Consider the following 24,744-nt stretch of genomic DNA (forward strand, 5'->3'; position numbering starts at 1 on the left):
GCTGTTCACCCTGTCAGCCGCAGAAAGGCAGCTGGCAGGAGCGAACCAGATTGCTTCGATTGTCGCCCGCGAATCAGGCGAGAGTGCGATCCACGATGTCGCGCAGGTCGGTCGAAAGTTTGGGCACGCCCGATATGCGGGCGAGGGCCGCACGGGCATGTTCGCGCCGCGTTTCTTCCAGTGACCGCCAGGAACGCAGCGAGGTCAGAAGTCGCGCAGAGAGCTGCGGATTCTCCGGATCGATAGCGAGGATCGTCTCGGCGAAGAACACATAGGCCGCGCCGTCCTTGCGGTTGAAACCGGTCGGGTTCGAAGCCGAGAAGGAGCCGATCAGCGAGCGCACGCGGTTTGGATTGTCGAGCGAGAACAGGCGGTGGACGGCAAGCTGGCGCACGGTTTTCAGCGCATGTTCACCGGGGCGGGTCGCCTGAACATTGAACCACTTGTCCATGACGAGTCCGTCGCCGCCGAAACGCTGTTCGAAACTGGAGAGGGCCTCCCGCGCTTCATCCGTATCGCCGAAGCGGTGAACGAGAACGGTCAGCGCGGCGAAGCGGTCGGTCATGTTATCGGCCCCCGCATATTGCAGGGCGGCGCGACGCTGGTTGCCTTCGTGGCGGCTCAGATAATCCAGCAGCGCATTGCGCAAGGCGCGCTTGCCTGCGGCTTCCGCGTCGGGCGTGAAAGCGCCAGTCTGCTTGAGCCCGTCATATAGCCGGGCAAAATCACCCGCATAGGCCGATGCAATAGCGGCGATCAGGTGGTCGCGGCTGGCAAGGATAGCATCGGGGTCGACATTGTCACCCATTTCACGGGCCACGTCGCTTTCGCTTGGCAAGGTCAGGCAGAGTGCGCGGAACGCCGGATCAAGTGTCTCGTCGGATGCGACGCGACCGACCAACTCGACCACCTTGGCATTCAACTCGGGCTTATGGCCGCCACGAACGCGCTTGGCGCCCTCGAGCAGGGTGCGGGTGAGAATGTTGTTCATGGCCTGCCAGCGCGCAACCGGATCGCTATCATTCAGCGCGAGGAATGTCAGCTCTTCTTCGGAAAGCGGGGAGGTGAGATTGACCGGCGCGGAAAAGCCGCGCAGCAGCGAAGGAACCGGGCGCGCCTTGATGCCGTGGAAAACAATGGTCTCCGATGAGTGGTGCAGGTGAATGACATTGTCATGCACATCGCCGCCTTCAACGGAAGCCGGCTTCATATCCTGACCGTCCGGGCCGATGAGGCCGAATGCGATTGGAATATGCATCGGCTTTTTCACCGACTGGCCGGGTGTTGACGCCAGCGCCTGACGCAGGCGGATTGTGAAGGTTTCAGCCGTCGCATTGTAGTCGAAATCCGCATCCACTCGCGGTGTGCCTGCCTGATCGTACCAGAGCGCGAATTGCGCGAAATCCTGTCCGGAAACGTCGGCAAAAACCTTGATGAAATCTTCGATCGTGGCAGCATCGCCGTCATGGCGCTCGAAATAGAGGTCCATACCCTTGCGGAATAGGTCTGGCCCGATGATCGTGCGGATCATGCGGACGACTTCCGAGCCTTTTTCATAGACGGTTGCCGTGTAGAAATTGTTGATCTCGCGATATTCACGCGGTCGCACCGGATGGGCGAGGGGGCCGCCATCTTCCGGGAACTGCTGCGCCTTCAGAATCTTCACTTCGGCGATGCGCTTTACCGGACGGGAGCGCTGATCGGCGGAGAATTCATGATCGCGATAGACGGTCAGCCCTTCCTTGAGGCAAAGCTGAAACCAGTCGCGGCAGGTGATGCGATTGCCGGTCCAGTTGTGAAAATATTCGTGCGCAATGACAGCCTCGATGCCGGCATAGTCCACATCGGTCGCAGTTTCGGGATCGGCCAGCACATATTTGTCGTTGAAGACATTGAGGCCCTTGTTCTCCATCGCGCCCATGTTGAAATCCGACACGGCGACAATGTTGAAAACATCGAGATCATATTCGCGCCCGAACCTTTCCTCGTCCCACCGCATGGAGCGCTTCAGCGCATCCATGGCGTAAAGCGCGCGTGATTCCTTACCATGCTCGACATAGATGGCGAGATCGACCGGGCGTCCAGACGCCGTGGTGAAATGATCCTTCACCACGCCGAGCGAACCGGCAACGAGAGCGAAAAGATAGGACGGCTTCGGATGCGGATCGTGCCACACCGCAAAATGTCGGCCAGCGCTGCCCTCTGTCGTGCCGTTTTCAACCGGATTGCCGTTGGAGAGCAGGATCGGCGCGGCGTCACGGTCGGCTTCGACACGGACCGTATAGACGGAAAGCACGTCAGGGCGATCATAATAATAGGTGATGCGACGGAAGCCCTCCGCCTCGCATTGCGTGCAATAGACACTGCTGCTGCGATAAAGCCCTGAAAGCTGCCGGTTGGTCGTCGGGTTGACGGCGGTGACGATTTCCAGCGTGAAGCGCTCACCTTCCGGCAGATCGCTGATGGTCAGGAGATCGGGCGTCGCGACATAACTATTATCAGCAAGCGGGGTGCCGTTGATGGCAATGCTGACGAGCTTGAGTTCGTCGCCATCGAGGACCAGCGGCGTGCCGGGCGCGGTGCCCGGACGGCGCTCGATGGTCAGCTCGGCACGGACAACGGTTTTCTCTGGCTCCAGCGTGAAGTCGAGCTTTGTTTCCGGTATCGCGTAAGGTGTCGGGCGGTAATCTTCGAGACGGAATGTCTGGCCGGTTTCTGTACGCATCGCGGAACTCTTTCTGTGAAGTCTTGTGCTGGATTCGTACCCGGCTTTTGCCCAAACGACAAGAAACGAGCGCCGGGCAAATAAATTTGCCGAACACAACGCTATGGCTGGCAGTTCATGGCAAACAGGCATAAGAAAACAATGTGGTAATACTATTTAGCCGCAAGTTTTACGCGGTATATGTGAGGGATTGCATCGTGAACGCTCGTGCGAGCGCAGCTGTTGAGGCGGCAGGGCTAGATTCAAATCCGATGCTTGGTATCGGTCTCAAGATTGCTTCCGTTGCCGTCTTTGTCGGCATGTCCACGATGCTCAAAGCTGCCGATGGTGTGCCGCTAGGCCAGCTTATTTTCTTCCGATCTTTTTTCGCAGTCATCGCTGTTCTGCTCTATTTGCAATGGCGTGGGCAACTCTCGGGCGCGTTTCGGACACAGCATGGCTTCAGCCATTTTTGGCGTGGGCTGGTTGGCGTCTGCGCCATGACAATGAGCTTCTTTGCGCTGATGAAACTGCCGCTGCCGGAAGCAATCGCCATCAATTATGCCTCTCCGCTGATGACGGTGATTCTCGGTGCGGTCATTCTGCATGAAGTCGTCCGGTTCTATCGCTGGAGCGCAGTGCTGGTCGGGCTCTTCGGCGTGCTGATCATTATATGGCCGCGCCTGACGCTGTTTTCCGGAGGCAATGTCGGGCAGAACGAGGCGATTGGTGCTTTGTCGGCGCTCGGGGCAGCATTCATGTCCGCTATCGCCATGCTCCTGGTGCGGCGGCTCGTGCAGACCGAGCGCACGGCAACCATCGTGATCTACTTCTCATTGTCGGCCAGCGTCATTGCGCTGGTCAGCCTGCCTTTTGGCTGGATCGTGCCCAGCTGGACGCAGCTCGCTCTGCTCATCGGTGCCGGATTTGCGGGCGGCATCGCCCAGATTCTGCTGACCGAATGCTACCGTCACGCGCCGATGTCTACCATTGCGCCGTTTGAATACACGTCGATGCTGTTGGGCCTGATGGTCGGCTTTCTGCTTTTTGGCGATGTGCCGACTTTGGAAATGCTCGTCGGCAGCGTCATTGTCATGGCGGCCGGTGGCTTCATCATCTATCGCGAACACAAGCTTGCGCTCGAACCGCACAAGGTCAACGCGCCGCAAGGCCAGTAATTAGAGCATTTCCAGCAAAAGTGCGAAGCGGTTTTGCGTTGGATAATGCTTAAAAAATATCTAGCCCGCCGTTTCCTGCGGTCCTTCGGAGCGCGGATCGAGCTGCATGGTTTCGGGCGTGGACTGACCGTCCGGCGTGTGGAACTTGTACTCGGTTTTCTGTTCGCTGATTGCAGGACGTTGCAGCCTGCGAATGCGCCAGAAGGCGTGCAGGCCGTAAACGCCAAAGGCGATGGCCATGGTCACGAAGAAGCCGGAAGGGCCGATGGCATCCATCAGCGGACCGGAAAGTGCTGGTCCCACCACGCTGCCCGCGCCATAGATGATCAGCAGCCCGCCGGAGATTTTGACGAATTCGCTGGCATCGGCGTAATCGTTGGCGTGAGCTACGTTGAGGCTATAGATCGGATAGATCACCGAGCCGAACAGGAACATCATTGCGTAAATCGCATAGGGTGTGGTCGGGTGGAACAGCACCATGACCAGTGACAAGGCGAAGCCGATGATACCGGCCAGCACCATGACATAGCGCCGGTCCACGAAGTCGGATGCGCGGCCAAGCGGATACTGGAAGATTGCGCCGCCGATCATTGCGGAGGCGAGCATGGTCGCGATGCCGAAGGTCGAAAGCCCATTCATTTCGCCGTAGATAGCGGCAAGAAAGTTCCACGTACCGGCGACGATACCGGCGATCAGCGAGCCGACCGCAGCGGCTGGCGAGCGGCGGTAAAGACCCTTCAGATCAAGTGAAACCTGCGTCAGCGGGTTGGGCGACTGGGCGCTGGACAGGGCAGTCGGCAGCAGCGCGCTGGCATAGATAATCGCACAGATGATGAACAGCGTCTGGGTCATCGCATCGCCGAAGGGCAGGATATACTGTCCGCACATCAGGCCGAGCATGGTAATGATCATATAGATCGAGAAAATACGCCCGCGCGATTCATTGGTGACACGCTCGTTTAGCCAGCTTTCGATGATCATGTAAGCGCCCGCGAGGGAAAAGCCCGCGACGCCGCGAAAGATCATCCAGGCCACCGGGCTGACCACGAGCGCATGAAACAACAGCGCCATCGACAACAGGGTCAGCAGAGCGGAAAACACGCGCACATGGCCGACGCGGCGCACCAGATGCGGCACCACGATGCAGCCGATGGTGAAGGCCAGCGAATAGCTCGTGCCCATCCAGCCGATGGTTGTGGTGGACCAGCCCTCCATTCCGCCGCGCAACGGCAGGAGAATACCCGCAAGGCCACCGGCGAGCAGCATCAGGAATGTGCTTGCAAGCAGGGCGGCGATGGGCAGCAACTGGCCAGCCATGAGGTGCTCCAATGAGATGAATTCGGAATCTAAAACTACTTGTCGCCGTCTGGCGCTTTGGCAAGCGGCGAAATAGAACAAGTTTGCGGCATGTTGGTGACAAGCATTGCTCTGATGAACGAGCCGATGCCACCGAAAGGCCGAAATATCAATTGCGTATTTCGTCTAATTTCAACTTTACGGACAGAAAGTCACGCCAGGCAAAACGCTTCTGTGCCGGTGTGCGCAGAAGATAGGCCGGATGCAATGTCGGCAGAACCGGAATTTCCATTCCGGATGGCGTGCGATGGATTTTCCAATTACCGCGAAGACGCAATATGCCTTCGGTTGCGCCGGTCAGCGCCTTGCCTGCGGGGCCGCCGAGCGCAACCAGTATTTTTGGCGCGACAAGCTCGATCTGCCGTTCGATGAACGGGCGGCAAAGCTCGGTTTCCAATGGCGTGGGCGTACGATTGCCCGGCGGACGCCACGGGATCGTATTGGCAATATAAACGTTTTCGCGCTTGAGACCGATGGATTCGATCATCCGATTAAGAAGCTGGCCGGATTTGCCCACAAAGGGCAGCCCTTCCATATCCTCGTCCCGTCCCGGCGCTTCGCCGATGAACATGATATCGGATGACGGATCGCCATCGGCAAAACACAGGTTTTTCGCGGTGAATTTGAGATTACAGCCATCAAAGGCCGCAAGCTTCTCGCGCAGTTCATCCAGTGTCGCAGCTTGTGCTGCGGCCTCACGGGCCAGAGCGATCTGGGCCGTATCGGGCACGTCGGCTGCGGCCTGAACAGGTCTGCTTTCGGGTGAAGGTGTCGCAGCCGGCGAAGGTTGTTGCCAGTTTTGCGCACGGCTTGGCTGACTGGACGGCTGTTGCGGCGACGGGCGAGGGCGCTCGGCAGCCTGCATGTCCGGTCGCGGTGCGGCAGGTGCACGCTGCGGTTCGGCAAAGCGGTCGATAGGCGTGTCCGAGAGCGGCATGTCAACACCCGCTTCCGCATAGAAGCGGAGCAAGCCTTCCATATCCAGTGTCTCGCGGCCATCAGTCATCTTTGTACCTCAACAGATGAGGTGGCGAATTTTGGCGGTGAATGCAAGAGCGCGTCGCGCTTTTCGCGATCAAACCACGGACTAACCACCGGAAGCTTACGCGCGACGCGACAAATCATGCCGATCTCAACAAATCGCGACAAAAAATCCAGATACGTCATTTTCAAACAATTGAAATTGACGTTTACGTCAAAGTAAATATCATTAAACGCACTCAGACGCCGATTTTGGACAATTCGACGCATTTGCGACAGTTGCTAACTCTGTAAGAGGATAAAGGCGAATGACGGGAACAGGCAAATCCTATTGCATGCTGCCCAGCGCTGGCCAAACGGCCGGTTGATGGGTAATCGCAATGGGATGATGCGTAAAAACAATTGGATGCATCATCCGCACTATCGTAGTGAAACGGTGATGTCATACCGAACGGAGGGATGAATGTCCGAAGCCCCAGAGCATGCGAACCAGGAGCTTCCCGAACGCGAAAGCATGGAATTTGACGTTGTGATCGTCGGCGCAGGCCCTGCGGGTCTTGCCGCGGCGATCCGCCTGAAGCAGGTCAATCCAGAGCTTTCGGTCGTGGTCCTTGAAAAGGGCGGGGAAGTCGGTGCGCATATCCTGTCTGGCGCCGTTGTCGATCCTGTGGGTATCGACCAGCTTTTGCCGGACTGGCGCGACGATGAGGGGCATCCTTTCAAGACGCCGGTGACGGATGATCATTTCCTGCTGCTGGGGCCTGCGGGTTCGGTGCGTTTGCCAAACTTTGCCATGCCGCCTTTGATGAACAATCACGGCAATTACATCGTGTCGCTTGGCAATGTCTGCCGCTGGCTTGGCACGAAGGCCGAAGAGCTGGGCGTCGAAATCTATCCGGGCTTTGCTGCGACCGAAGTTCTCTACAATGACGAAGGCGCTGTCATCGGTGTGGCCACCGGCGATATGGGCGTCGAGCGCGACGGCACGCATGGGCCGAACTATACGCGCGGCATGGCGCTGCTCGGCAAGTACACGCTGATCGGCGAAGGCGCACGCGGTTCGCTGGCCAAGCAGTTGATCTCGAAGTTCAAACTGGATGAAGGCCGCGAGCCGGGCAAATTCGGCATCGGCCTCAAGGAATTGTGGCAGGTCGATCCGTCCAAGCACAAGCCGGGTCTGGTGCAGCACTCCTTTGGCTGGCCGCTCGACATGAAGACCGGCGGCGGTTCGTTCCTCTATCATCTCGAAGACAATATGGTTGCGGTCGGCTTCGTGCTGCACCTCAACTATAAGAACCCGTATCTGTCGCCGTTTGAAGAATTCCAGCGTTTCAAGACGCATCCGGCCATCAAGGATGTCTTCGAAGGCGGCAAGCGTCTGTCCTATGGCGCCCGCGCCATTACCGAAGGCGGCTTCCAGTCGGTGCCGAAACTGTCCTTCCCGGGCGGCGCGCTGATCGGTTGCTCGGCAGGTTTTGTAAACGTGCCGCGCATCAAGGGCAGCCACAATGCGGTTCTGTCCGGCATTCTCGCCGCTGACAAGCTGGCGGAAGCCATTGCAGCTGGTCGCGCCAATGACGAGCCGGTCGAGATCGAAAACAGCTGGCGTTCGAGCTTGATCGGCAAAGACCTGAAGAAGGTTCGCAACGTCAAGCCGCTATGGTCGAAGCTTGGTACGGTGGCAGGCGTCGCTCTGGGCGGTCTCGATATGTGGACCAACCAGCTGTTCGGCTTCTCTTTCTTCGGAACGCTCAAGCACGGCAAGAACGACGCGCAGTCGCTCGAACCGGCGGCAAAGCACAAGAAGATCGACTATCCGAAGCCGGATGGTGTTCTGACTTTTGATCGTCTGTCGTCGGTGTTCCTGTCGAACACCAACCACGACGAAAACGAACCGATCCATCTGCAAGTCCGCGACATGCAGTTGCAGACGTCGTCGGAACACGATGTTTTCGCTGGCCCGTCGACGCGCTATTGCCCGGCAGGCGTCTATGAGTGGGTGGACAAGGACGGAAATTCGGCTGCTGATCCAAGCGCCAAGGACGTCCGTTTCGTCATCAACGCGCAGAACTGCGTGCACTGCAAGACCTGCGACATTAAGGATCCGAACCAGAACATCAACTGGGTGCCGCCACAAGGCGGTGAAGGACCAGTCTACGTGAACATGTAAGCATCTGCTTCTGTCGCAAAACGCTTACTCTTGTGGGTGCGTTTTGCGACAGAATGTCTTGCAGTTGAATAGTTGCTAGGTAGCATCCGGCAGAAAAATCGTGGCTTCCATAAATGTCACTGCGTTCCCGCGCAGGATCACGCGATCTTCGGCCAATTCGCAGTCGAGCCATCCTCCGCGCGCCGACGCCTGATAGGCGGTCAGCTTGTCGCGCTGCAATCGCGAAGCCCAGTAGGGCACAAGCGTGGCATGGATGGAACCTGTCACCGGATCTTCCGGAATTCCCGCCCCCGGAACAAAATAGCGCGACATAAAGTGTGCCTTTGCACCGTCCATTTCCTGGCCTGTCACGACAAGACCAACCGACCCGAGAAGGGCGATTGCCGCCAGGTCTGGAACGAAATTGCGCACGGCCTCGGCGCTGCCAAGATCGGCAAAGAAATTTTCGAAGTTGCGAAAGACGTGAACCGGCGGTTCAACGAAAATATCTGCAATTTCCTGTGGCAGCGCATCGATAGGTTCTGGTGACAGACGGGGAATGTCGAGCCTATATCCGTTCGTCTCTCGCGATACGCTCAGTTCACCAACCCGCGTGTGGAAGACGAGCAATGTGTCCGCCTTTCCTGCGGTGAACAGCACATGCGCCGTAGCAAGGGTGGCGTGGCCACAGAAATCAACCTCAAGCGCCGGGGCGAACCAGCGCAAATCCCATGCGCCATCGGGGCGGGCTTTGACAAAGGCGGTCTCGGCGAGATTGTTCTCCTGCGCAATCGCCAGCATTTGCGCATCCGGTAGCCAGTCTTCAAGGATGAGGACCGCAGCCGGGTTTCCTGCGAAGACTCGATCAGTGAATGCATCGACCTGATACATTTGCATGCGGAAAGCTCCTTGCTGTGGATGATGCTGCCGTCGCTCGTGAAATTCAGCAGCAGCATCCACTGGGATTCCGCATCTTAGTCAAGGTCCGAACGCTGAGGCGTTCTATTGAAGCATAACGGACTGGGTTTCCGGCTCGTCTTCATCCGGGCGCACCGGCGCTGGAACGGAGAAGTCCAGCCTTACGGGCAGATGATCTGACCCGGCATCTTCGCGGGCTGAAACCTTGGGCGAAACAATATCCGCACTGGTGAAAATCTGATCGAGAGGCAGGCCGAGATAGGGCGCCAGCGACACCGGCAGGAAGGATGGGAACCATGTTCCGCCAATGCCGGTCATATGCGTGGTCTTCGATGCGACCTCGACCCGGCGAACAGCGTTGCTCCACGGCACGGCGTTGAGGTCGCCTGCAATGATCGTTGGCCCTGCCAATTGCTTCAGGCCCGGCTCGATATAGCCAAGCTGATAGGGCTGCCAGCGCGGCCATGGCCATGAAAAATGCAGCGAGGCCACATTGATATGCGTGCCACCGAGATCGACGGGTGCGATGGCGAGCAATCCGTCACCGATGCACATCGGTTGACCGCCTTCAACGAAGGGGCGGCGGGAAAGAATGCCGACACCCCAGGTTCGCGAATCTTCACGGCAGCTGAGGTGATAGGGATAAGTGCCTTGAAGAATATCGAGCCATTTCGTCCACTGCTCGCTGGCTTCCTGATAGGCGATGATGTCCGGCTTTTCGCGGGCGATCATCTGCAAGATGCGCTTTGGCTCCGGATTGTCCTCGCGCAGATTGATCTGAACAAGGCTGTAGCGCGGCCCCGCAGTTTCGGCTGTCGTCGCGCCTGCTGAACCGCTGAGAAAATCACGCGCCATGCCGAGCGTGGTGCTGAGCGCCATGATGGCGAACAGCAGCAGCATCGCGCCCTCGCGCCGCATCTTCGTGAAGAGCAGCGGCAGGGCCAGCACGATCATCAGGACGGCAAGATGCACGCGAAAATGCGAAAATGTATCAAGCGCCGGATGAACCGCGCCGAGAAATCCCAGCACAAGCGGGACGGATACCGCCACGGCGGCAAGCAGCAACAGGAAGGGGATATTCTCACGGCTTTTCGACATGAGATGCCTCTAGCGATTGAATACGGCGCGATGATGGAAGGTGGAGGGAAGGGAGTAGGGGAATAGGGGAGTAAGGGAGTATGTTGGTGCTGAGGCCGCATTCCCAAAGACCTACTCACCTACTCACCTATTCCCTTATTCCCCTAACCTCACTGGAACGCCGTTTCGTAGAAGCTTCGGAGCTTGCGCGAATGCAGTCTTTCATCCGGCATGGCGGCGATTTTTTCGACCGCTCGAATGCCGATCCGCAGATGCTGCGCCACCTGCCGCTTGTAGAACTCGGTGGCCATGCCCGGCAGCTTCAGTTCGCCATGGAGCGGCTTGTCCGAGACGCAGAGCAAGGTGCCGTAGGGCACGCGGAAGCGGAAGCCATTGGCGGCGATGGTGGCTGACTCCATGTCGAGCGCAACGGCGCGTGCCTGCGAAAGACGCTGCACAGGGCCGCGCTGGTCGCGCAGTTCCCAGTTGCGATTGTCGATGGTGGCAACGGTGCCCGTGCGCATGATGCGCTTGAGGTCGTAGCCTTCGAGGCCGGTGATTTCTTCAACCGCCTCTTCCAGCGCGACCTGAATTTCCGCCAGCGCGGGCAGGGGAACCCAGACCGGCAGGTCGTCGTCCAGCACGTGGTCCTCGCGCATATAGGCATGGGCCAGCACATAGTCGCCAAGCTGCTGGCTGTTGCGCAGGCCAGCGCAATGGCCGAGCATCAGCCAAGCATGCGGACGCAGCACCGCGATATGGTCGGTGATCGTCTTGGCGTTGGAAGGCCCGACACCGATATTGACCATGGTGATGCCGGAATGGTCGGAGCGCTGCAAATGATAGGCAGGCATCTGCGGCAGGCGCGCCAAAGGGGTGCCCTCGCTCGGCGCGGTTTCGCCTGCACGGGTAATCAGATTGCCCGGTTCCACGAATTGTTCGTAACCGCCGCCGCCTTGCGCCATCAGATCGCGGGCATAGGCGCAGAACTCGTCCATGTAGAACTGATAGTTGGTGAAGAGCACGAAGTTCTGGAAATGCGCCGGGCTCGTTGCCGTATAATGCGCCAGCCGGTGCAGCGAATAGTCGATGCGCTGTGCCGTGAAAGGCGCAAGCGGCATCGGTTCGCCGGGCGCCGGTTCAAAATCGGCATTGACGATCTTGTCGTCGGTCGCAGCCAGATCAGGCACGTCGAAAAGATCGCGCAGCGGATGCTGGAAGGCGCTGGCGACGGAGGCCTCCACATAGGTGCCTTCCATGAAGGCGAAATGGATCGGGATCGGCGTGGATGACTCGCGCACCGTCACCGTCACGCCGTGATTGCGCATCAGCAGGCGGATCTGTTCATTCAGATAATGGTCGAACAGGTCAGGACGGGTAATGGTGGCGGAATAGTCGCCCGGCGTTGAAACATGGCCATAGGCCAGACGGGAATCCACATGCGCGAAGCTCGACGTGGAGAGGCAAATCTCGGGGTAAAAAGCGCGATATCGCTGAGCCTGTATTTCGCCGCGCGCCACTTTCTCGAAAGCGTCGCGCAGGAAGGCTGTGTTGCGATCATAAAGCTTTTGCAGGGCGGCAACCGCCGCGCTCGCATCGGTAAACACCTCTGGCTCGATCGGCGCTGGTGTTTTGATTTCGTTGAGAAATGGCTGTTCGATTCGCTGTGTCATGACTCAGTATAGCAGAGTTCACGACGATGGAATGACGCAGTTATACGGTTCGTTGCAGGCTGACATAAAGCACAAGGCCAATGCCGCTCATCTTGCTGTGCTGGCCGATTTGCGTATAGGCGAAGGTGGCGGCCGGACCGGTAAAAATTGCTGTGAAGAGGAATACCCGCAGGGCGATGCCCGCAGTCGAGCGGATGTTGGCGATCATGGCCGTGGCCCCGGCTTGACCTGGGCGGAAGCCAGCGGACCAAACACCGTCTGGTCACGATAGGTGTCGTGTTTACGGTCGGCAAATACGCCAGCGACAATCGCCAGCCCGGCGATCAGCAGCCATACAATCGTCAAGCGCCTCAGCAACATCAAAGCCCCCAAAAGGTTGAAATCCGTCCTTGTTGTTGCCCAGTTTAGCGAGCGCGCCTGAACCACGTCTGAGGCTGCCGTTCATGCGCGGTTCAAAAATATTGATGTTCCGTTAAATGCGCCGCATTGGCCTTGTGCCTGTCGAAATGGGTCTTATGTTTCCCATCATTGGAATGCGGGAAGGATCCCGCCCAAATCCGCCGCACACTCTCGAACGAGTTGGAGAAAGCCCATGGTTGAACAGACAAAGCCCATCGAGCTGTATTATTGGCCAACGCCGAATGGCGTCAAAATCAGCATCATGCTGGAGGAACTTGGCGTTCCCTATGAGGTCAAATATGTCAATATCGGCAAGGGCGATCAGTTCAAACCGGACTTCCTGAAGATTGCCCCGAACAATCGCATGCCGGCGATCATCGATCCCGAAGGTCCGGGCGGCGAGCCGATCTCGGCTTTCGAATCTGGCGCCATTCTCCAATATCTCGGACGCAAGTTCGGCAAGTTCTATCCGACGGATGAGCGCAAGCGCGTGGCCGTTGACGAATGGCTGATGTGGCAGATGGGTGGACTGGGCCCGATGTCCGGTCAGGCGGGGCATTTCCGTCTCTATGCGCCGGAAAAGGTGCAGTATGGCATCGACCGCTATACCAACGAGGTCAATCGTCTCTATGGCGTGCTCAATCGTCAACTCGAAGGCAAGGATTATATTGCAGGCGAATATTCCATCGCCGACATGGCCAGTATCGGCTGGGTGAATGCTTTTAAAAACTACGAGCAGAACCTCGACGATTTCCCGAACGTGAAGCGCTGGTATGAAACCATGAATGCGCGCCCGGCTGTCGCGCGCGGTCTGGCCGTCGGGAAGGAAGAGCGGGAAAAGTCCAATCTGGCCAACGACAAGGAAGCGCAGAAGATTCTCTTCGGCCAGAAGGCACGCTAATCACGAAATAAAAGGAAAGGGCGGCTGTTAGGGCCGCCCTTTTCGTTTGGAAACTGTTGTTGGCGATTATTGGCGCGTCAGGCTTTCGCTCTTGCAGATCAGGCCGCCGAGCACACAGCCCGACAAGGAGAGCGTGTTGCCCTTGACGGAAGCTTTGCCCGTATAGGTCTTGCCTTCGTCAAGCTTGTTCACTTCGCCCTTGTAGCTGCCATCCGTGCCGGACATGGTGCCGATGGACTTGCCTTTGTATTCGCCGGTCATGACCGTGCCGCAGAACTTGTTGCCGCCACAGGACGCGTAGCTGATGATCGTGCCGTTCGGACGCTTCCAGCTGCCGACGATAGCTTCTTCAGCAAGAGCGGGCGCGGCAAAGCTGGCTGCTAGTGTCATTCCAAGAATAAGAGTGCGGATCATTCATTCCTCCCAATGCGCGCCAGTCCCCTCCATCGGGCGGTGGCGCAAGCCGCTTCATTCATTTGTCGTGGTCGCCGTAATCGGGGTCTCCATGTGATCACCGGGCCTCAGCTCGTGCCACGCACCATGATGACAGTGTTTTCCCCATATCGTCATGATTTACGCAAACGTAAACGTAAACGAGATTTCGCGAGAGCGGAAGCGGAATTTTCGCATTCTTGAGCGCGCTGGGCGAGGGGATTCCATGCCGTGTGTAAACACCGCAATGCACCATTTCTGCCGACTCCGATTGTCCTATGGTTATCATCCGGTTTCCACGCGCTGTAAGGATTTGAATCGATTTTTCGAAAAAATCCAGCAATCCGCGAGGCTTGGATGTTTAACAAAATCCCAAGTTTACACCTTGTTGGGATTTTGTTGGTCAGACGTTAAGCATCTGGTTTAACGCGCATTTCAGCCCTGAGCTCTATTCTCTACATCATGAACGGAACGACAGAGACGGCAGTTTCAAAGCGGTCGCAACCGCCACGAAAGAAAGACCGGACGGTTCTCGGGATTTAACAGGGACAAAGAAAAATGGCACAGTTTCAGAGCTTTACGCAGCAGCAAAAGATCGCATCGCAGGACCGCATTCTTCTGGAAATGGGCATGAAATATGCCATCGGTCGTGATTGTGAGATCGATGTGATCGCAGCCCATAAGTGGCTCAACATTGCCGCTATTCGTGGCAACGAAAAGGCCGCCCGGATGCGCAATCAGGTTGCTGCCACCATGAGCAAGACTGAACTGGCTGCTGCCCTTCGCGATGCGCGCGAATGGATGACCGCGCACTGAGACTGCGAAAGTCATTATCGGAAACAAAAAGCCGCCTTCGAAGGCGGCTTTTGTGCATCAGCTCATGCCGAGATAGCGGCCTGGCTTGTGATTGATCGCCACGATCAGGTTCATAGCCACGGCGCCGATGAGTGAAAGCGCCATATTCTGCCACGGTATGAAAAACAGCGAGGCCAGCATGATCACCAGATCTAGGCCGAGCTGAAACCAGCCCGCCCGAATTCCGTATGCATCCTGAAGATAGAGCGCCAGAATATTGACGCCGCCAACGCCGGAGCGGTGCCGGAAAAGCGAAAGCACACCCATTCCCATCAAAGTGCCGCCCATCAGCGCGGCAAATAACGGATTAACGGCGCTAAAGTCGACGCTCTGCGGTATCAGCCAGGCGAAGCCTGACAGCATGCCAACCGCCACAAAGGTGCGGATCGTGAATGGCCATCCCATGCGCCGGATGGCAAAATAATAGAAGGGCAGGTTGATCAGGAAATAAAGCAGCCCGAAATTCGTCCCCGTCGCATATTGAATGAGAAGGGCGATGCCAGCCGTGCTGCCGGTCATCAAGGTTGCATGGCTGTAGAGATTGATGCCGAGTGCGATGAAAGACGTGCCGATGAGCATGGCCATGGCATCTTCGTAAAGGCGATGACGGTCGAGGTTCATGACACTGGTTGCGCCAGCAAGCGGAGCGGCGCTATCTGCGATATCGGCCACGTTCGGACTCCAACAGCGAGAGCCGGGAAACCGGCTCGAAAAAAGTCAAAAGCCGGATCGGGGTCCGGCGCTCATTTTAACTGATCTTTGCGCTGTGCCGCGGTGTCATTGCTTCGATGATCGCACACGAGCGTCAAGTCTTGGGAGACCTTGGAAATATAGCAGTGTGAGAGCGGCTTGGCATCATTCGCAATATTGCTATTTTAAGCCAGCCTTTATCGGCTCCCTACATTTTAGGGGCGGTTTGCTTTTGTTTTGTTTCGCGACGAATGCCGTCGAGAAATGCGTCCACGTCACGTGGGCTGCGCAAATGGCGCTTTATCAGGTGATTTGGGGCCTGCTCCATGAATTTGAGCGCTCGAATCCGCCCGTTTTTACGGTAATTGACCACCCATTTGATGAAATCCCAGTCGAAACGTTCCGGGCAGCCATCGCCCATATCCGGTCGCGTGCGGCCATGATACTTCAAGATGCGTCGAACAACCCGCACAAGGCGTCGTCCGGTCGAGATGTCGAGGAAAATGAGCATGTCGGCGCGTGAAGCGCGATGGGGCATGGTATGACTGTGATTGCCTTCGAAAACCCAGTGATCACCGTCCGCCGCATCGTTGGTCAGGCGAGCGATTTCATCAAGCGGGCGCATGACCCATCCGGGCTGCCAGTAGATGGTGTCGATGTGAATGACGGGCAGGCCCAGCAACTGGGCCAGTTCCCGCGCCAGCGTCGATTTTCCAGAACCGGCCCCGCCGAAAATCATGATCCGCTGTATCATCCCACACCGTCCTTAATGCAGTTCCCGCTTAAATAGAAAACGGTCAATTTGATGACGTTACTATGTCGTTACTATGAAGGGAGTGGCCATAACGGGCCGAAAATGACCGTTAGAAAATTTGTATTGCCCGGACCTGTAATATTAAGCAAACGATTGACAGTCAATTTCGCCAGGAGCAATGTTGGCGCGGAAAAGGAATGAACGGGAGCAACAGGTTGAGCCTGATTTCTTCTTAATTCCGGCATATGCGGAGAAAGATGAAATTTCCGACATATGCAAATGAGATTGGTCGTGAAGCATCAATCCGGTGCCTTGCGATCCAAGGGCCGTATTCGATAGGGAGTGACGCAATGTCCATTCGAACCATCACAGCTTTGGCAGGCACCGCCATTATTATGGGTGCAGCGGCTTTCACTTTTTCATCGCCCGCAAGCGCGTTGACGATGAAGGAATGTAGCACCAAGTATCAGGCCGCCAAAGACGCCGGAACGCTCGGCAATCTGAAGTGGAACGACTTCCGCAAAGCCCAGTGCGGTGACGATGCTGCAGCCGCACCGGCTGCTGCTCCAGCAGCGCCTGCCGCGGCAGCGCCAGCCGCCAAGACTGCAAAGACGGCAGCTCCTGCGGCTGATGACAGCGCGAAGGGCCTGACGATGAAGCAGTGCAGCACCAAATATCAGGCTGCAAAGGATGCAGGCACGGATAATGGCGTGAAGTGGAACGATTTCCGCAAGGCTGAGTGCGGTGCGGGTGCAGATCCTGTTGCGCTGAGCACGGATGGCAATTCGGAACCTGCAGCACCGACTGCCGCTGCTCCGAAAGGCATGAAGTTCCCAACTGCCGTTTCCGCAAAATATTCGAGCGAATCGGCAGGCAAGGCACGCATGCACACCTGCCTTGAGCAGTATCATGCATTGAAGGATGCCAATGCACTTGGCGGCCTGAAGTGGGTGCAGAAGGGCGGCGGCTATTACAGCCTTTGCAATGCACGCCTCAAGGGCAATTCCTGATCGATATCGACTCGATATCGCTGAGAAAAAGAGGGGCCGTGAGGCCCCTTTATTTTTGCTTCGAGAACCATCCGGTCAAAGCGACACTCAACCAGCCGAGGATCATCAGGCTTCCGCCTGTCGGTGCGGCAAGCGGGAACAATCGGTTGCCGGTGATGTCGCGCATAAAAAGATCGCCGCAGAAGAGCGCCAGGCCGACGACCAGAAGCGCGCCGCCGAGTGTGGCAGCACGGCTTGCGGGCGCAAACAGGGCCAGCACGAGCAGGGCCGGTGCGTGGCCCAGCAGCAAAGGCGCTATGTTGCCGAGGTGGTTTTCGCCGCCATGGGCCGCGCCAGCATAGGCTGCTATTGCCAGCGCACCGCATAATCCGCCAAGCGTGCTGAAAAGAACGTTATGGGGTCTACCATTTAATACATTGGGCATTGGTGGCTCGCTGGTCAAACGGTTTCAGTGTTTTTGATGGACTGGCGGGCATCTTCCAATGCGCTGGGCAGGGCGTCTTCGAAAACATCCAGCTGTTCTTCGATTCCCACACTTACGCGGATGCAGCGGTCGAGAACAGGTGCGCCCGGCTTGCGCACGAAAACATCGCGCGCGATCAGTCCATTCATTATGGCGGTGGCGAAGGCTGCATCGCGGCGGCAATCAATAGTCACGAAATTCGTTGCCGAAGGGATGGCGCTCAGGCCGTTCGCCGCAGCAATAGCCGCGATACGGTCGCGACCGGCATGGATCTTTCCCACGACCTCCTGGAGATAGGCTTGATCTTTAAGCGCTGCGATGGCTGCCGCCTGCGCAACGCGGTTCACGGCAAAATGGTCGCGAATCTTGTCGAAGGAGCGGATCGCCTCAGCGCTGCCAACGACATAGCCGCAGCGAATGCCAGCCAGCCCGTAGGCTTTGGAGAAAGTGCGCATGCGGAGAATGTTCGGGCGATCTGTTTCAAAGGGCGGGAAAGCCGAATCAGGTCCGGTCTCGCAATAGGCTTCGTCCAGAATGAGCATCGTCGTTTCAGGAATGCTTTCGATGAAGGATTGGATATCAGCCCCTTCGTGCCAGGTTCCCATCGGGTTGTCGGGGTTGGCGACATAAACAATGGCGGCGTTTTCGCGCTTTGCAGCGGCGAGCAGCCCATCCAAATCCGATTTATCATTGCGATAAGGGACCGTGACCAATGCGCCGCCGTAACCTGCGACGTGGTAATTGAAGGTCGGATAACCGCCAAGCGAGTTGATAACCGTGTCGCCTTCGCGGACATATTGCCGAACGACCAGTCCAAGCAGGGCATCAACGCCCGCGCCGGGCATAATGTTCTCTGCGTTTACGCCGTGATGCGCTGCAATGGCTTGGCGCAGCTCGTAATTTTCCGGATCACCATATTTCCAGACCTCTGCGGCTTCGCGTTGCATCGCCTCAATCACCGATGGGGCGGGGCCGAAGCTGCTTTCATTGGCGCCGATGCGGGCTTTAAAAGGCTTGCCGCGCTGCAATTCCAGCGTTTCCGGGCCGATAAACGGTACGGTTGAAGGCAGCTTTTCGACAAGCGGGGTGAGGCGGGGTGATCCCATGGCGATATCCAGTCAGCTTTCAGTCAGGCAATGAAGGCGGCTTGGTCAGGCGAGATGGTCCACAGTTGCTGCCGCATGACCGTCCGTCCTCCCGATTGAAAGGCATAGCAAGTCGTGCCCGCTGGTGCCACCAGAATGGTGAGAAAAGCGACGAACGGGTGTGCGGCAGTTTGTTGGCTGGCTATAGGCCGATCGAAAGTTCGGGATTGTTATATGGCGTTTGCGATTGTTGGCTTTACCGTCTTCATTTGCCTATCATCGCGCAGGGGCAACCCAATATTGTCGGCGCAAACCGACCGACATGGACCACAATTGAACGTCAGGCGCTGATTGCACGTTCGTTATGGTCGAATGCGTGCCGATAGCGCTCGAATCTTAATGATTCGCCAGCAAGAGCACTTCGCGATTGGCAGGTCCGATATCCCATCAGAACGGGCTAAGTTAATTTGGTTGGTATAGCCGCATTTCAAACGTGCCGTTTCTGGTTTGCCTGCTTTCCCGGCGCTCAAAAGCACGATAGCGTAGAAACTAAAGAAAAACGGAATTTGTAGTCGCGCTGAGACCGCATAACGCTTGATAGAAGCGCTCATCGGTCAGAATCTCAGAGTCGCGATGAGATAAACGGAAAGCAGAGCATAGCTGCGATGTTTCAACATCAGTGCGGCACAGGTGACTAGCTCAGGAATAACGCAGCCAATCTGAAACGCGTAATACGGTTTGCAGCGGGCCTACTGAAGCTCAGCGCATTTTTTCCTATAAATCCGACGAAGCACTCCGCTCCTTTTTTGGGGCTTCAAGCAAAATAACTACATTCTTGCGAATTCGCTTCGTGACACGGTTGTTCAGCATTCTGCTGGAAATCCTTTAGTGGATCTCCAGCACTTTCACGCAAGAATCGAGGTCATGAGTAGCCAGATGCGCATATCGCATGGTCATCTGCAGTGTCTGATGGCCGAGCCACATCTGAACACGGCGAATGTCGATACCGCCGCGAACGAGACGCGAAGCACAGGTGTGGCGCAGAATATGCGGTACGACCTGATCGTCGGTGCCCAGGCCGACTTCCATCTTGGCTTCATTCCAGATCTGGCGAAACCGGACCTGATTGAGCATAGCGAAGGGCCCTTTAAGCCGTTCGTGTGCAATCTTTGTCGCCTTTCCCGCGCGGCGGGTGAGGGGAACCGTTCGACTTCTGTTGGATTTGGTAAGCCAGAAGGTGACGCGATGGTCCTGCAAATCATTCCACGTCAGTCCGATGGCTTCTCCAAGACGGCAGCCCGAGTCGACAAGGAACACTGCAAGACGGAAGCTGTCCTCGCAGCGCGATTTAATCGCGGCGAACAGGCGCTTTTCTTCCTCATATTCGAGAAAGCGGATGCGTCCCACCCGTTCTTTCTGTCGGACAAACTCCGGCAGACTGTAGATATCCCCCATTTTATGCGCCTTTCGCAGCAGCTTGCTCAGCGCAGCCATCTTTCTGTTGATGGTTGCATTGCTGTTGCCGCGCTCACGAAGCGTGCCAATAAGGGAATCAAGCATTTCCTGATCGAAACCTGAAAAGCGTTCGCCCTTCAAAATTTCGTCGATCTCGCCGAGAAACGACCTAACATTATATTTGTGCGAGCCGTCATCCCACAGAATGTTTATGTATTTTCCCGTCAGCTCAGCGATAGAGAATTTCTCTACGAGCCTATGGTTTTGGCTTCTGTCGGATGTGTAGTTCAGATTGTAATCAATGATCGGCGCATATTTGTCGCCAGAACCGACTACGGTTTCCCCAATAGTTATCATTTTGTGCCCCCCAGCATTCTGCGGGTTGCACAACTAATGGAATAATTAAAGAAGCACAAGATAAGCAGGCTAACTTTATGCAGAGACATGGTGCGATCCTTGTTTCAGGCCCCCCGTTTGTCCCCAATTTCCAGTTTCTCGATAACTCCCCTTGTCGCCGCCCGTTCAAAATCCCCATTTTGATGCGGGTGACTTCACAGCTCTGTGAACACTGATTCTATGATTGCAGACGCCAGCGGTTTCCCGCTGGCGTCTTTGATTCAGACGTTGGTCTGATTAGAACGAACGCTGGAAGCGAACGATGCCGCCGAAAGCGTTCTTCTCGTCGACGAGGTCGCGCCATTCGCCACCGAACTTGGTGTACGAAACTTCTGGCGTGATGGTGAAACCAGGAACCAGCTCGTAAGCGACGTTAGCCGTAACTGCGGTTTTGCCCCAGTCGTCGTGCGCGCCCTGAATGTTGATGACAGCCTTGTCGGTTGCCTTGAACTTCGCGCCGCCCCAGACAGCCCAATCGCCGCCCCACATGCCGTACATCTGGTCCGGAGATTCTTCCGAAGCGTATGCGCCCTGCAACCAAACCGAGAAACGGTCGGTGATGTTCACGTCGCCGCGAATCTTGGCAGCCCACTCTTCGATAACCGAGTCGTAAGCTACGACACCAGCGATCGAACCCCAGCCGCCAGCATACTTCAGGCCACCAACAACGTGCGGCATGTAGCCGTCGATCGTGAAGCCGTCGTCACCCTGTTCAAGAGCAACTACAGCCGAGAAGCCGTTGCCGCCAGTGAAGGTGTACGAGATCTTGCCGGTGCGATAGCCGCCAACTGCGACCACGTCATCGTTGATGACATCGCCGAGGTAACCGGTGAAGGTCTGGAATTCCGACTCATCGATACCGACCTTGAGGCCGCCGAGTTCGATATAGGCGAACTGCAGAGCAACGTCAGAACCGGTCAAGCCGTACTCGCCATCATGACGGGAGTTTCTCGCACCGTAGTTGAAGCGAGTTTCCGTATAGGTCTTCAGCGTGCCGAGTTCGGTTTCCGAAGCGGTCGAGGTGCGGAGCGCGAAACGAGCGCCCTTGTCCCAGCCCTTGCGATCTTCGCCGGTGTAGACGTCATCGCCGCCCTTTACGTCGTAACGGACGTAACCATGGATGCGCAGGCAGGTTTCGGTGCCCGGGATGTAGAAGTAGCCAGCGCCGTATGCGTCGCAAACGCGAACATATTCAACGGCTTCGGGCTCTGGCGCGACGATTGCGTCGGCAGCCTGAGCGCCGGAAGCTGCAACCAGAGCTGCAGCGGAGCCGAGAAGAAGGCTCTTGATGTTCATTTCTGACCTCCAGTCAAGAATCGACGTCAAGTCAGAAAGTCATTTTAATTCAATTACTTATGCTTTTTTACGATTCAGCATGTCAAAAAACACGCTCAACGCGCAGCCGACGAGCGGTGCGAGAATCGGCCCAGCGTGGTCATAATGTCTGCACTTTTGATGGAAGGATTGGTGTGCGCTGGCAGCGCAGTGGCGGAGAGGATGGGATTCGAACCCACGAGACCCTTATGAGGTCTACTCCCTTAGCAGGGGAGCGCCTTCGACCACTCGGCCACCTCTCCGGTAAGGGCGAGATAGCCGGTACGCAGAGGCATTTCAAGCGATTTACGCAGTAGCTGGTAAAATTTCCCGAGAATTATACCCTTTATATATAAGGCAATCACGGTGCAGGGCCGATTTGCGGCGATTCAAGCACACCTCTTCATCAGGCCGTCGCATAATAATGTCATTGAGAACGCAAGAGATTCGGCATCTCGAAAGGGGATTCGCCCGGCTGTCGCCATCCAGTGGACACTATTTCGTCCCCAGGGCCCCCAAAGGCAGAATCTCGAGGTACGTTAGGCCTCAAAACTTAAAAACCGCACGTTTTCAATCGTTAAGATCGATTAATTTCAATTTACTAATGTTAATAAAGCCTAAAGAACCCCACTCAAAGCTGACAATTTCGTGTCTTTTCTGCAACAACCATTCTGCATAGAGGGGCTACTGGGGCAGGTAAGCCGTATTCGGTGTTGAAACGAGAGAGCGGGCGAGTATCTTCACATCCAGAAGAAGGAGCGCTTCGGGGCGACTTTTTCACAAGGGGATGGGGACAGGTTGTCCTTCAGCCAAATCAAAATGCCCAGACCCGTTTTTAACTTTGACTGGAGGTCAGAAATGAACATCAAGAGCCTTCTTCTCGGCTCCGCTGCAGCTCTGGTTGCAGCTTCCGGCGCTCAGGCTGCCGACGCAATCGTCGCGCCAGAGCCCGAAGCCGTTGAATATGTTCGCGTTTGCGACGCATACGGCGCTGGCTACTTCTACATCCCGGGCACCGAAACCTGCCTGCGCATCCATGGTTACGTCCGTTACGACGTAAAGGGCGGCGACAACGTTTATTCCGGTCAGGACCGTAAGGGTTGGGACAAGGGCGCTCGTTTCGCTCTGCGTACCTCGACTGCTTCGGAAACCGAACTCGGCACCCTGAAGACGTTCACCGAAACCCGCTTCAACTACGGCGCTTCGAATTCGCGTGACGACGGCGTATACGGCACGACCAGCTCTGACGTTACGATGCAGTTCGCCTACATCGAACTCGGCGGCCTGAAGGTCGGTATCGATGAGTCGGAATTCCACACCTTCACCGGTTACCTCGGCGACATCATCAACGATGACGTGGTCTCGGCTGGCGCATACCGCACGGGCAAGATCTCGTACACCTTCACTGGCGGCAACGGCTTCTCGGCTGTCATCGCTCTCGAACAGGGTGGCGACAACGACGGCGGCTACACCGGTACTTCTGACTACGCAATCGACGGCTACATGCCGCACGTTGTTGGTGGCCTGAAGTATGCTGGCGGCTGGGGTTCGATCGCTGGTGTCGTAGCTTACGACTCGGTTATCGAAGAGTGGGCTGCAAAGGTTCGCGGCGACGTGAACATCACCGACCGTTTCTCGGTTTGGTTGCAGGGTGCATATTCGTCCGACGATACGCCGGATCAGATGTACGGCCAGTGGGGCGGCGATTGGGCTGTCTGGGGTGGTCTGAAGTTCAAGGCAACCGACAAGGCTGTCTTCAACCTTCAGGGCGCACATGACGACTGGGGCAAGACCGCAGTTGCAGCTAACGTTGCATACGAACTGGTTCCTGGCTTCACCATCACGCCAGAAGTTAACTGGACCCGTTTCAGCAACGAATGGCGCGCTCATGAAGCCGCTGTTGACGTAGATCGCACGATCACCGACAAGGACGCCTTCGGCGCAACGATCCGCTTCCAGCGTTCGTTCTAATCCTTTTCGGATCTGATACAGGAAACCCGGCAGCTCAGCTGCCGGGTTTTTTGTTGTTCTCTGATTCGAACGGCTCTTGCATTTGTGGAATGTCCTGTCTTTGTACGAACGAGCCATCGCAATGCGCCGCTCAGAAGAAGCGGATCACAGACAACGGGAAGTGAGGCGACATGAAAAGCTGGTTTTGGCCGGGTGTAACGTGGACCGCAACACTGACAGCGCTGGCGCTGTGGTTCGGTGTGGATCGGGTTCAGACCGATATTTCCACCCGTACGTCTGAAGCGCTTGCACCGTTTGTCTGGACTGGTTTCGATATTGAAGGTCGCGATGTAACGGTCAAAGGCATTGCTCCCGATCCGGCAGCGCAAGAGGCGGCGCGCGCTGCGTTACAGGCTGTGTGGGGAATCAATGACATTACGGATCTGACATCCGTTCTTCCGGCCACATCGCCTTATGTTTTCAAGATCGAGAAGAACAGCGACGGCCTGGTTTTCTCAGGCTCCATCCCCGAAAACGCGTTGCGCGACCGGATCATGGAAGCTGCCGAAGGCGTGGCGCCGGGCCTGTCGCTCGATGACGAAATGGCGCTGGCACGCGGAAGCTGGCCGGATTTTTCGGACGGTGTTCTGTTCGCGCTCACTTTGACCAAAGGTCTTGCCGATGGTGCGGTCACGATTACCGACGGATCGCTTTCGATCAAGGGGAAGGCGGCAAGTGCCGAGGAGTATCAGGCGATGGTTGATATGCTGGCCAAGCCGTTACCATTCGGCCTGAAACTGGCGGCATCCGATGTCGCCCAGCCGTGATTCTATGAAATAGGCTTACTCTAGGGCAGGCGGGCAAATGACTTTCCTGTTCGAAATTGACAGTTTCGCTGTTTCAAATTTTGCTTTCTTATTATGACTGATGAATGGGAGCTAACCCATGAAACCCAGTGCAGGTTTTGATGCTGTATCTTGCTGAAACATTCTGGCCCGTTCTTC

At 56.6% G+C, this 24,744-nt stretch carries 22 protein-coding genes and 1 tRNA gene; 7 read left to right on the top strand and 16 right to left on the bottom strand.

The features are described 5' to 3' along the window. Nucleotides 1-73: 73 nt before the first annotated feature. Entirely contained in the window at nucleotides 74-2,725 is a 2,652-nt protein-coding gene (gene pepN / locus QBD01_RS04735) for an aminopeptidase N (protein ID WP_280991796.1), read from the bottom strand. Nucleotides 2,726-2,976: 251 nt separating this feature from the next. Here pepN and QBD01_RS04740 point away from each other — a divergent pair, with 251 nt between their 5' ends. Beyond that, a complete protein-coding gene (locus tag QBD01_RS04740) occupies nucleotides 2,977-3,882 on the top strand; it encodes a DMT family transporter (protein WP_392391321.1) in 906 nt (301 codons plus the stop codon). A 60-nt stretch (nucleotides 3,883-3,942) separates the two neighbouring features. Here QBD01_RS04740 and QBD01_RS04745 read toward each other — a convergent pair whose 3' ends face one another. Together QBD01_RS04745 and QBD01_RS04750 are read right to left on the bottom strand one after the other, a co-directional pair. Then, nucleotides 3,943-5,199, bottom strand: coding sequence for an MFS transporter (locus tag QBD01_RS04745; protein WP_280991798.1), 1,257 nt, complete (start codon nucleotides 5,197-5,199; stop codon nucleotides 3,943-3,945). 148 nt (nucleotides 5,200-5,347) lie between these two features. Further along, nucleotides 5,348-6,244: a uracil-DNA glycosylase gene (locus tag QBD01_RS04750; RefSeq protein ID WP_280991799.1), complete on the bottom strand. Its 897-nt coding sequence runs from the start codon at nucleotides 6,242-6,244 to the stop codon at nucleotides 5,348-5,350. 438 nt (nucleotides 6,245-6,682) lie between these two features. Between QBD01_RS04750 and QBD01_RS04755 the strand changes: the two genes are divergently transcribed. Then, nucleotides 6,683-8,389 (top strand): electron transfer flavoprotein-ubiquinone oxidoreductase, encoded by a 1,707-nt coding sequence (locus QBD01_RS04755; RefSeq protein WP_182520094.1) that lies wholly within the window; start codon nucleotides 6,683-6,685, stop codon nucleotides 8,387-8,389. 75 nt (nucleotides 8,390-8,464) lie between these two features. On the opposite strand, the gene QBD01_RS04760 is transcribed toward QBD01_RS04755, so the two are convergent. From QBD01_RS04760 to QBD01_RS04780, 5 genes are all read right to left on the bottom strand, one after another. Further along, on the bottom strand, nucleotides 8,465-9,265 hold the full coding sequence (locus QBD01_RS04760; protein ID WP_280991800.1) for a PhzF family phenazine biosynthesis protein: 801 nt from the start codon (nucleotides 9,263-9,265) through the stop codon (nucleotides 8,465-8,467). 105 nt (nucleotides 9,266-9,370) lie between these two features. Then, on the bottom strand, nucleotides 9,371-10,384 hold the full coding sequence (locus QBD01_RS04765) for an endonuclease/exonuclease/phosphatase family protein (RefSeq protein ID WP_280991801.1): 1,014 nt from the start codon (nucleotides 10,382-10,384) through the stop codon (nucleotides 9,371-9,373). Nucleotides 10,385-10,533: 149 nt separating this feature from the next. Next, a complete protein-coding gene (locus QBD01_RS04770; RefSeq protein WP_280991802.1) occupies nucleotides 10,534-12,036 on the bottom strand; it encodes an AMP nucleosidase in 1,503 nt (500 codons plus the stop codon). 40 nt (nucleotides 12,037-12,076) lie between these two features. Further along, nucleotides 12,077-12,244: a hypothetical protein gene (locus tag QBD01_RS04775; RefSeq protein ID WP_280991803.1), complete on the bottom strand. Its 168-nt coding sequence runs from the start codon at nucleotides 12,242-12,244 to the stop codon at nucleotides 12,077-12,079. After that, entirely contained in the window at nucleotides 12,241-12,396 is a 156-nt protein-coding gene (locus QBD01_RS04780) for a hypothetical protein (protein ID WP_162762642.1), read from the bottom strand. The genes QBD01_RS04775 and QBD01_RS04780 overlap by 4 nt, the downstream gene beginning before the upstream one ends. Before the next feature lie 232 nt (nucleotides 12,397-12,628). Between QBD01_RS04780 and QBD01_RS04785 the strand changes: the two genes are divergently transcribed. After that, a complete protein-coding gene (locus QBD01_RS04785; protein ID WP_280991804.1) occupies nucleotides 12,629-13,336 on the top strand; it encodes a glutathione binding-like protein in 708 nt (235 codons plus the stop codon). A gap of 66 nt (nucleotides 13,337-13,402) precedes the next feature. Here the strand turns inward: QBD01_RS04785 and QBD01_RS04790 are convergent, their stop codons facing one another. Continuing rightward, nucleotides 13,403-13,750, bottom strand: coding sequence for a DUF2147 domain-containing protein (locus QBD01_RS04790; protein ID WP_280991805.1), 348 nt, complete (start codon nucleotides 13,748-13,750; stop codon nucleotides 13,403-13,405). A 576-nt stretch (nucleotides 13,751-14,326) separates the two neighbouring features. Here QBD01_RS04790 and QBD01_RS04795 point away from each other — a divergent pair. Continuing rightward, entirely contained in the window at nucleotides 14,327-14,584 is a 258-nt protein-coding gene (locus QBD01_RS04795) for a sel1 repeat family protein (protein WP_182520101.1), read from the top strand. 57 nt (nucleotides 14,585-14,641) lie between these two features. Here the strand turns inward: QBD01_RS04795 and QBD01_RS04800 are convergent, their stop codons facing one another. Both QBD01_RS04800 and QBD01_RS04805 read right to left on the bottom strand, forming a co-directional pair. Further along, complete coding sequence (locus QBD01_RS04800; RefSeq protein WP_392391307.1) at nucleotides 14,642-15,295, bottom strand: YitT family protein; 654 nt, start codon at nucleotides 15,293-15,295, stop codon at nucleotides 14,642-14,644. Nucleotides 15,296-15,521: 226 nt separating this feature from the next. Next, nucleotides 15,522-16,067 carry a DNA topology modulation protein FlaR gene (locus QBD01_RS04805; RefSeq protein ID WP_280991806.1) on the bottom strand — a complete coding sequence of 182 codons (546 nt, stop codon included), beginning with the start codon at nucleotides 16,065-16,067 and terminating at the stop codon, nucleotides 15,522-15,524. Nucleotides 16,068-16,417: 350 nt separating this feature from the next. Here QBD01_RS04805 and QBD01_RS04810 point away from each other — a divergent pair, with 350 nt between their 5' ends. Beyond that, on the top strand, nucleotides 16,418-17,077 hold the full coding sequence (locus QBD01_RS04810; RefSeq protein WP_113534003.1) for an antifreeze protein: 660 nt from the start codon (nucleotides 16,418-16,420) through the stop codon (nucleotides 17,075-17,077). 49 nt (nucleotides 17,078-17,126) lie between these two features. Here QBD01_RS04810 and QBD01_RS04815 read toward each other — a convergent pair whose 3' ends face one another. The 5 genes from QBD01_RS04815 to QBD01_RS04835 all read right to left on the bottom strand — a co-directional run bounded on the left by QBD01_RS04815 (nucleotide 17,127) and on the right by QBD01_RS04835 (nucleotide 22,053). Beyond that, nucleotides 17,127-17,501 (bottom strand): DUF423 domain-containing protein, encoded by a 375-nt coding sequence (locus QBD01_RS04815; protein ID WP_280991807.1) that lies wholly within the window; start codon nucleotides 17,499-17,501, stop codon nucleotides 17,127-17,129. 14 nt (nucleotides 17,502-17,515) lie between these two features. Next, nucleotides 17,516-18,646, bottom strand: coding sequence for a pyridoxal phosphate-dependent aminotransferase (locus tag QBD01_RS04820; protein WP_280991808.1), 1,131 nt, complete (start codon nucleotides 18,644-18,646; stop codon nucleotides 17,516-17,518). Between the two features lie 864 nt (nucleotides 18,647-19,510). Next, on the bottom strand, nucleotides 19,511-20,437 hold the full coding sequence (locus tag QBD01_RS04825) for a site-specific integrase (RefSeq protein WP_182520107.1): 927 nt from the start codon (nucleotides 20,435-20,437) through the stop codon (nucleotides 19,511-19,513). Nucleotides 20,438-20,713: 276 nt separating this feature from the next. After that, nucleotides 20,714-21,772 carry a porin gene (locus QBD01_RS04830; RefSeq protein ID WP_280991809.1) on the bottom strand — a complete coding sequence of 353 codons (1,059 nt, stop codon included), beginning with the start codon at nucleotides 21,770-21,772 and terminating at the stop codon, nucleotides 20,714-20,716. A gap of 190 nt (nucleotides 21,773-21,962) precedes the next feature. Continuing rightward, nucleotides 21,963-22,053: transfer RNA gene (locus QBD01_RS04835), tRNA-Ser, on the bottom strand. 595 nt (nucleotides 22,054-22,648) lie between these two features. On the opposite strand from QBD01_RS04835, the gene QBD01_RS04840 reads away from it, so the two are divergent. After that, complete coding sequence (locus QBD01_RS04840) at nucleotides 22,649-23,761, top strand: porin (protein WP_280991810.1); 1,113 nt, start codon at nucleotides 22,649-22,651, stop codon at nucleotides 23,759-23,761. Nucleotides 23,762-23,931: 170 nt separating this feature from the next. Next, on the top strand, nucleotides 23,932-24,567 hold the full coding sequence (locus QBD01_RS04845) for a BON domain-containing protein (RefSeq protein ID WP_280991811.1): 636 nt from the start codon (nucleotides 23,932-23,934) through the stop codon (nucleotides 24,565-24,567). Nucleotides 24,568-24,744 lie beyond the last annotated feature (177 nt).

Origin of the sequence: Ochrobactrum sp. 19YEA23 (assembly GCF_029909865.1) — a bacterium.
In the GTDB taxonomy this organism is placed as follows: Bacteria; Pseudomonadota; Alphaproteobacteria; order Rhizobiales; family Rhizobiaceae; genus Brucella; species Brucella gambitense.

Excerpts from the sequence above, each read along its gene's own strand:
- QBD01_RS04830 (WP_280991809.1), bottom strand. The coding sequence starts at position 21,772 with ATGAACATCAAGAGCCTTCTTCTCGGCTCCGCTGCAGCTCTGGTTGCA.
- QBD01_RS04765 (WP_280991801.1), bottom strand. The coding sequence starts at position 10,384 with ATGTCGAAAAGCCGTGAGAATATCCCCTTCCTGTTGCTGCTTGCCGCC.
- QBD01_RS04770 (WP_280991802.1), bottom strand. The coding sequence starts at position 12,036 with ATGACACAGCGAATCGAACAGCCATTTCTCAACGAAATCAAAACACCA.
- QBD01_RS04825 (WP_182520107.1), bottom strand. The coding sequence starts at position 20,437 with ATGATAACTATTGGGGAAACCGTAGTCGGTTCTGGCGACAAATATGCG.
- QBD01_RS04845 (WP_280991811.1), top strand. The coding sequence starts at position 23,932 with ATGAAAAGCTGGTTTTGGCCGGGTGTAACGTGGACCGCAACACTGACA.
- QBD01_RS04760 (WP_280991800.1), bottom strand. The coding sequence starts at position 9,265 with ATGCAAATGTATCAGGTCGATGCATTCACTGATCGAGTCTTCGCAGGA.
- QBD01_RS04815 (WP_280991807.1), bottom strand. The coding sequence starts at position 17,501 with ATGCCCAATGTATTAAATGGTAGACCCCATAACGTTCTTTTCAGCACG.
- QBD01_RS04755 (WP_182520094.1), top strand. The coding sequence starts at position 6,683 with ATGTCCGAAGCCCCAGAGCATGCGAACCAGGAGCTTCCCGAACGCGAA.
- QBD01_RS04810 (WP_113534003.1), top strand. The coding sequence starts at position 16,418 with ATGTCCATTCGAACCATCACAGCTTTGGCAGGCACCGCCATTATTATG.
- QBD01_RS04750 (WP_280991799.1), bottom strand. The coding sequence starts at position 6,244 with ATGACTGATGGCCGCGAGACACTGGATATGGAAGGCTTGCTCCGCTTC.
- QBD01_RS04745 (WP_280991798.1), bottom strand. The coding sequence starts at position 5,199 with ATGGCTGGCCAGTTGCTGCCCATCGCCGCCCTGCTTGCAAGCACATTC.
- QBD01_RS04805 (WP_280991806.1), bottom strand. The coding sequence starts at position 16,067 with ATGATACAGCGGATCATGATTTTCGGCGGGGCCGGTTCTGGAAAATCG.
- QBD01_RS04785 (WP_280991804.1), top strand. The coding sequence starts at position 12,629 with ATGGTTGAACAGACAAAGCCCATCGAGCTGTATTATTGGCCAACGCCG.
- QBD01_RS04820 (WP_280991808.1), bottom strand. The coding sequence starts at position 18,646 with ATGGGATCACCCCGCCTCACCCCGCTTGTCGAAAAGCTGCCTTCAACC.
- QBD01_RS04840 (WP_280991810.1), top strand. The coding sequence starts at position 22,649 with ATGAACATCAAGAGCCTTCTTCTCGGCTCCGCTGCAGCTCTGGTTGCA.
- QBD01_RS04790 (WP_280991805.1), bottom strand. The coding sequence starts at position 13,750 with ATGATCCGCACTCTTATTCTTGGAATGACACTAGCAGCCAGCTTTGCC.
- QBD01_RS04795 (WP_182520101.1), top strand. The coding sequence starts at position 14,327 with ATGGCACAGTTTCAGAGCTTTACGCAGCAGCAAAAGATCGCATCGCAG.
- QBD01_RS04740 (WP_392391321.1), top strand. The coding sequence starts at position 2,977 with ATGCTTGGTATCGGTCTCAAGATTGCTTCCGTTGCCGTCTTTGTCGGC.
- QBD01_RS04775 (WP_280991803.1), bottom strand. The coding sequence starts at position 12,244 with ATGATCGCCAACATCCGCTCGACTGCGGGCATCGCCCTGCGGGTATTC.
- QBD01_RS04780 (WP_162762642.1), bottom strand. The coding sequence starts at position 12,396 with ATGTTGCTGAGGCGCTTGACGATTGTATGGCTGCTGATCGCCGGGCTG.
- pepN (WP_280991796.1), bottom strand. The coding sequence starts at position 2,725 with ATGCGTACAGAAACCGGCCAGACATTCCGTCTCGAAGATTACCGCCCG.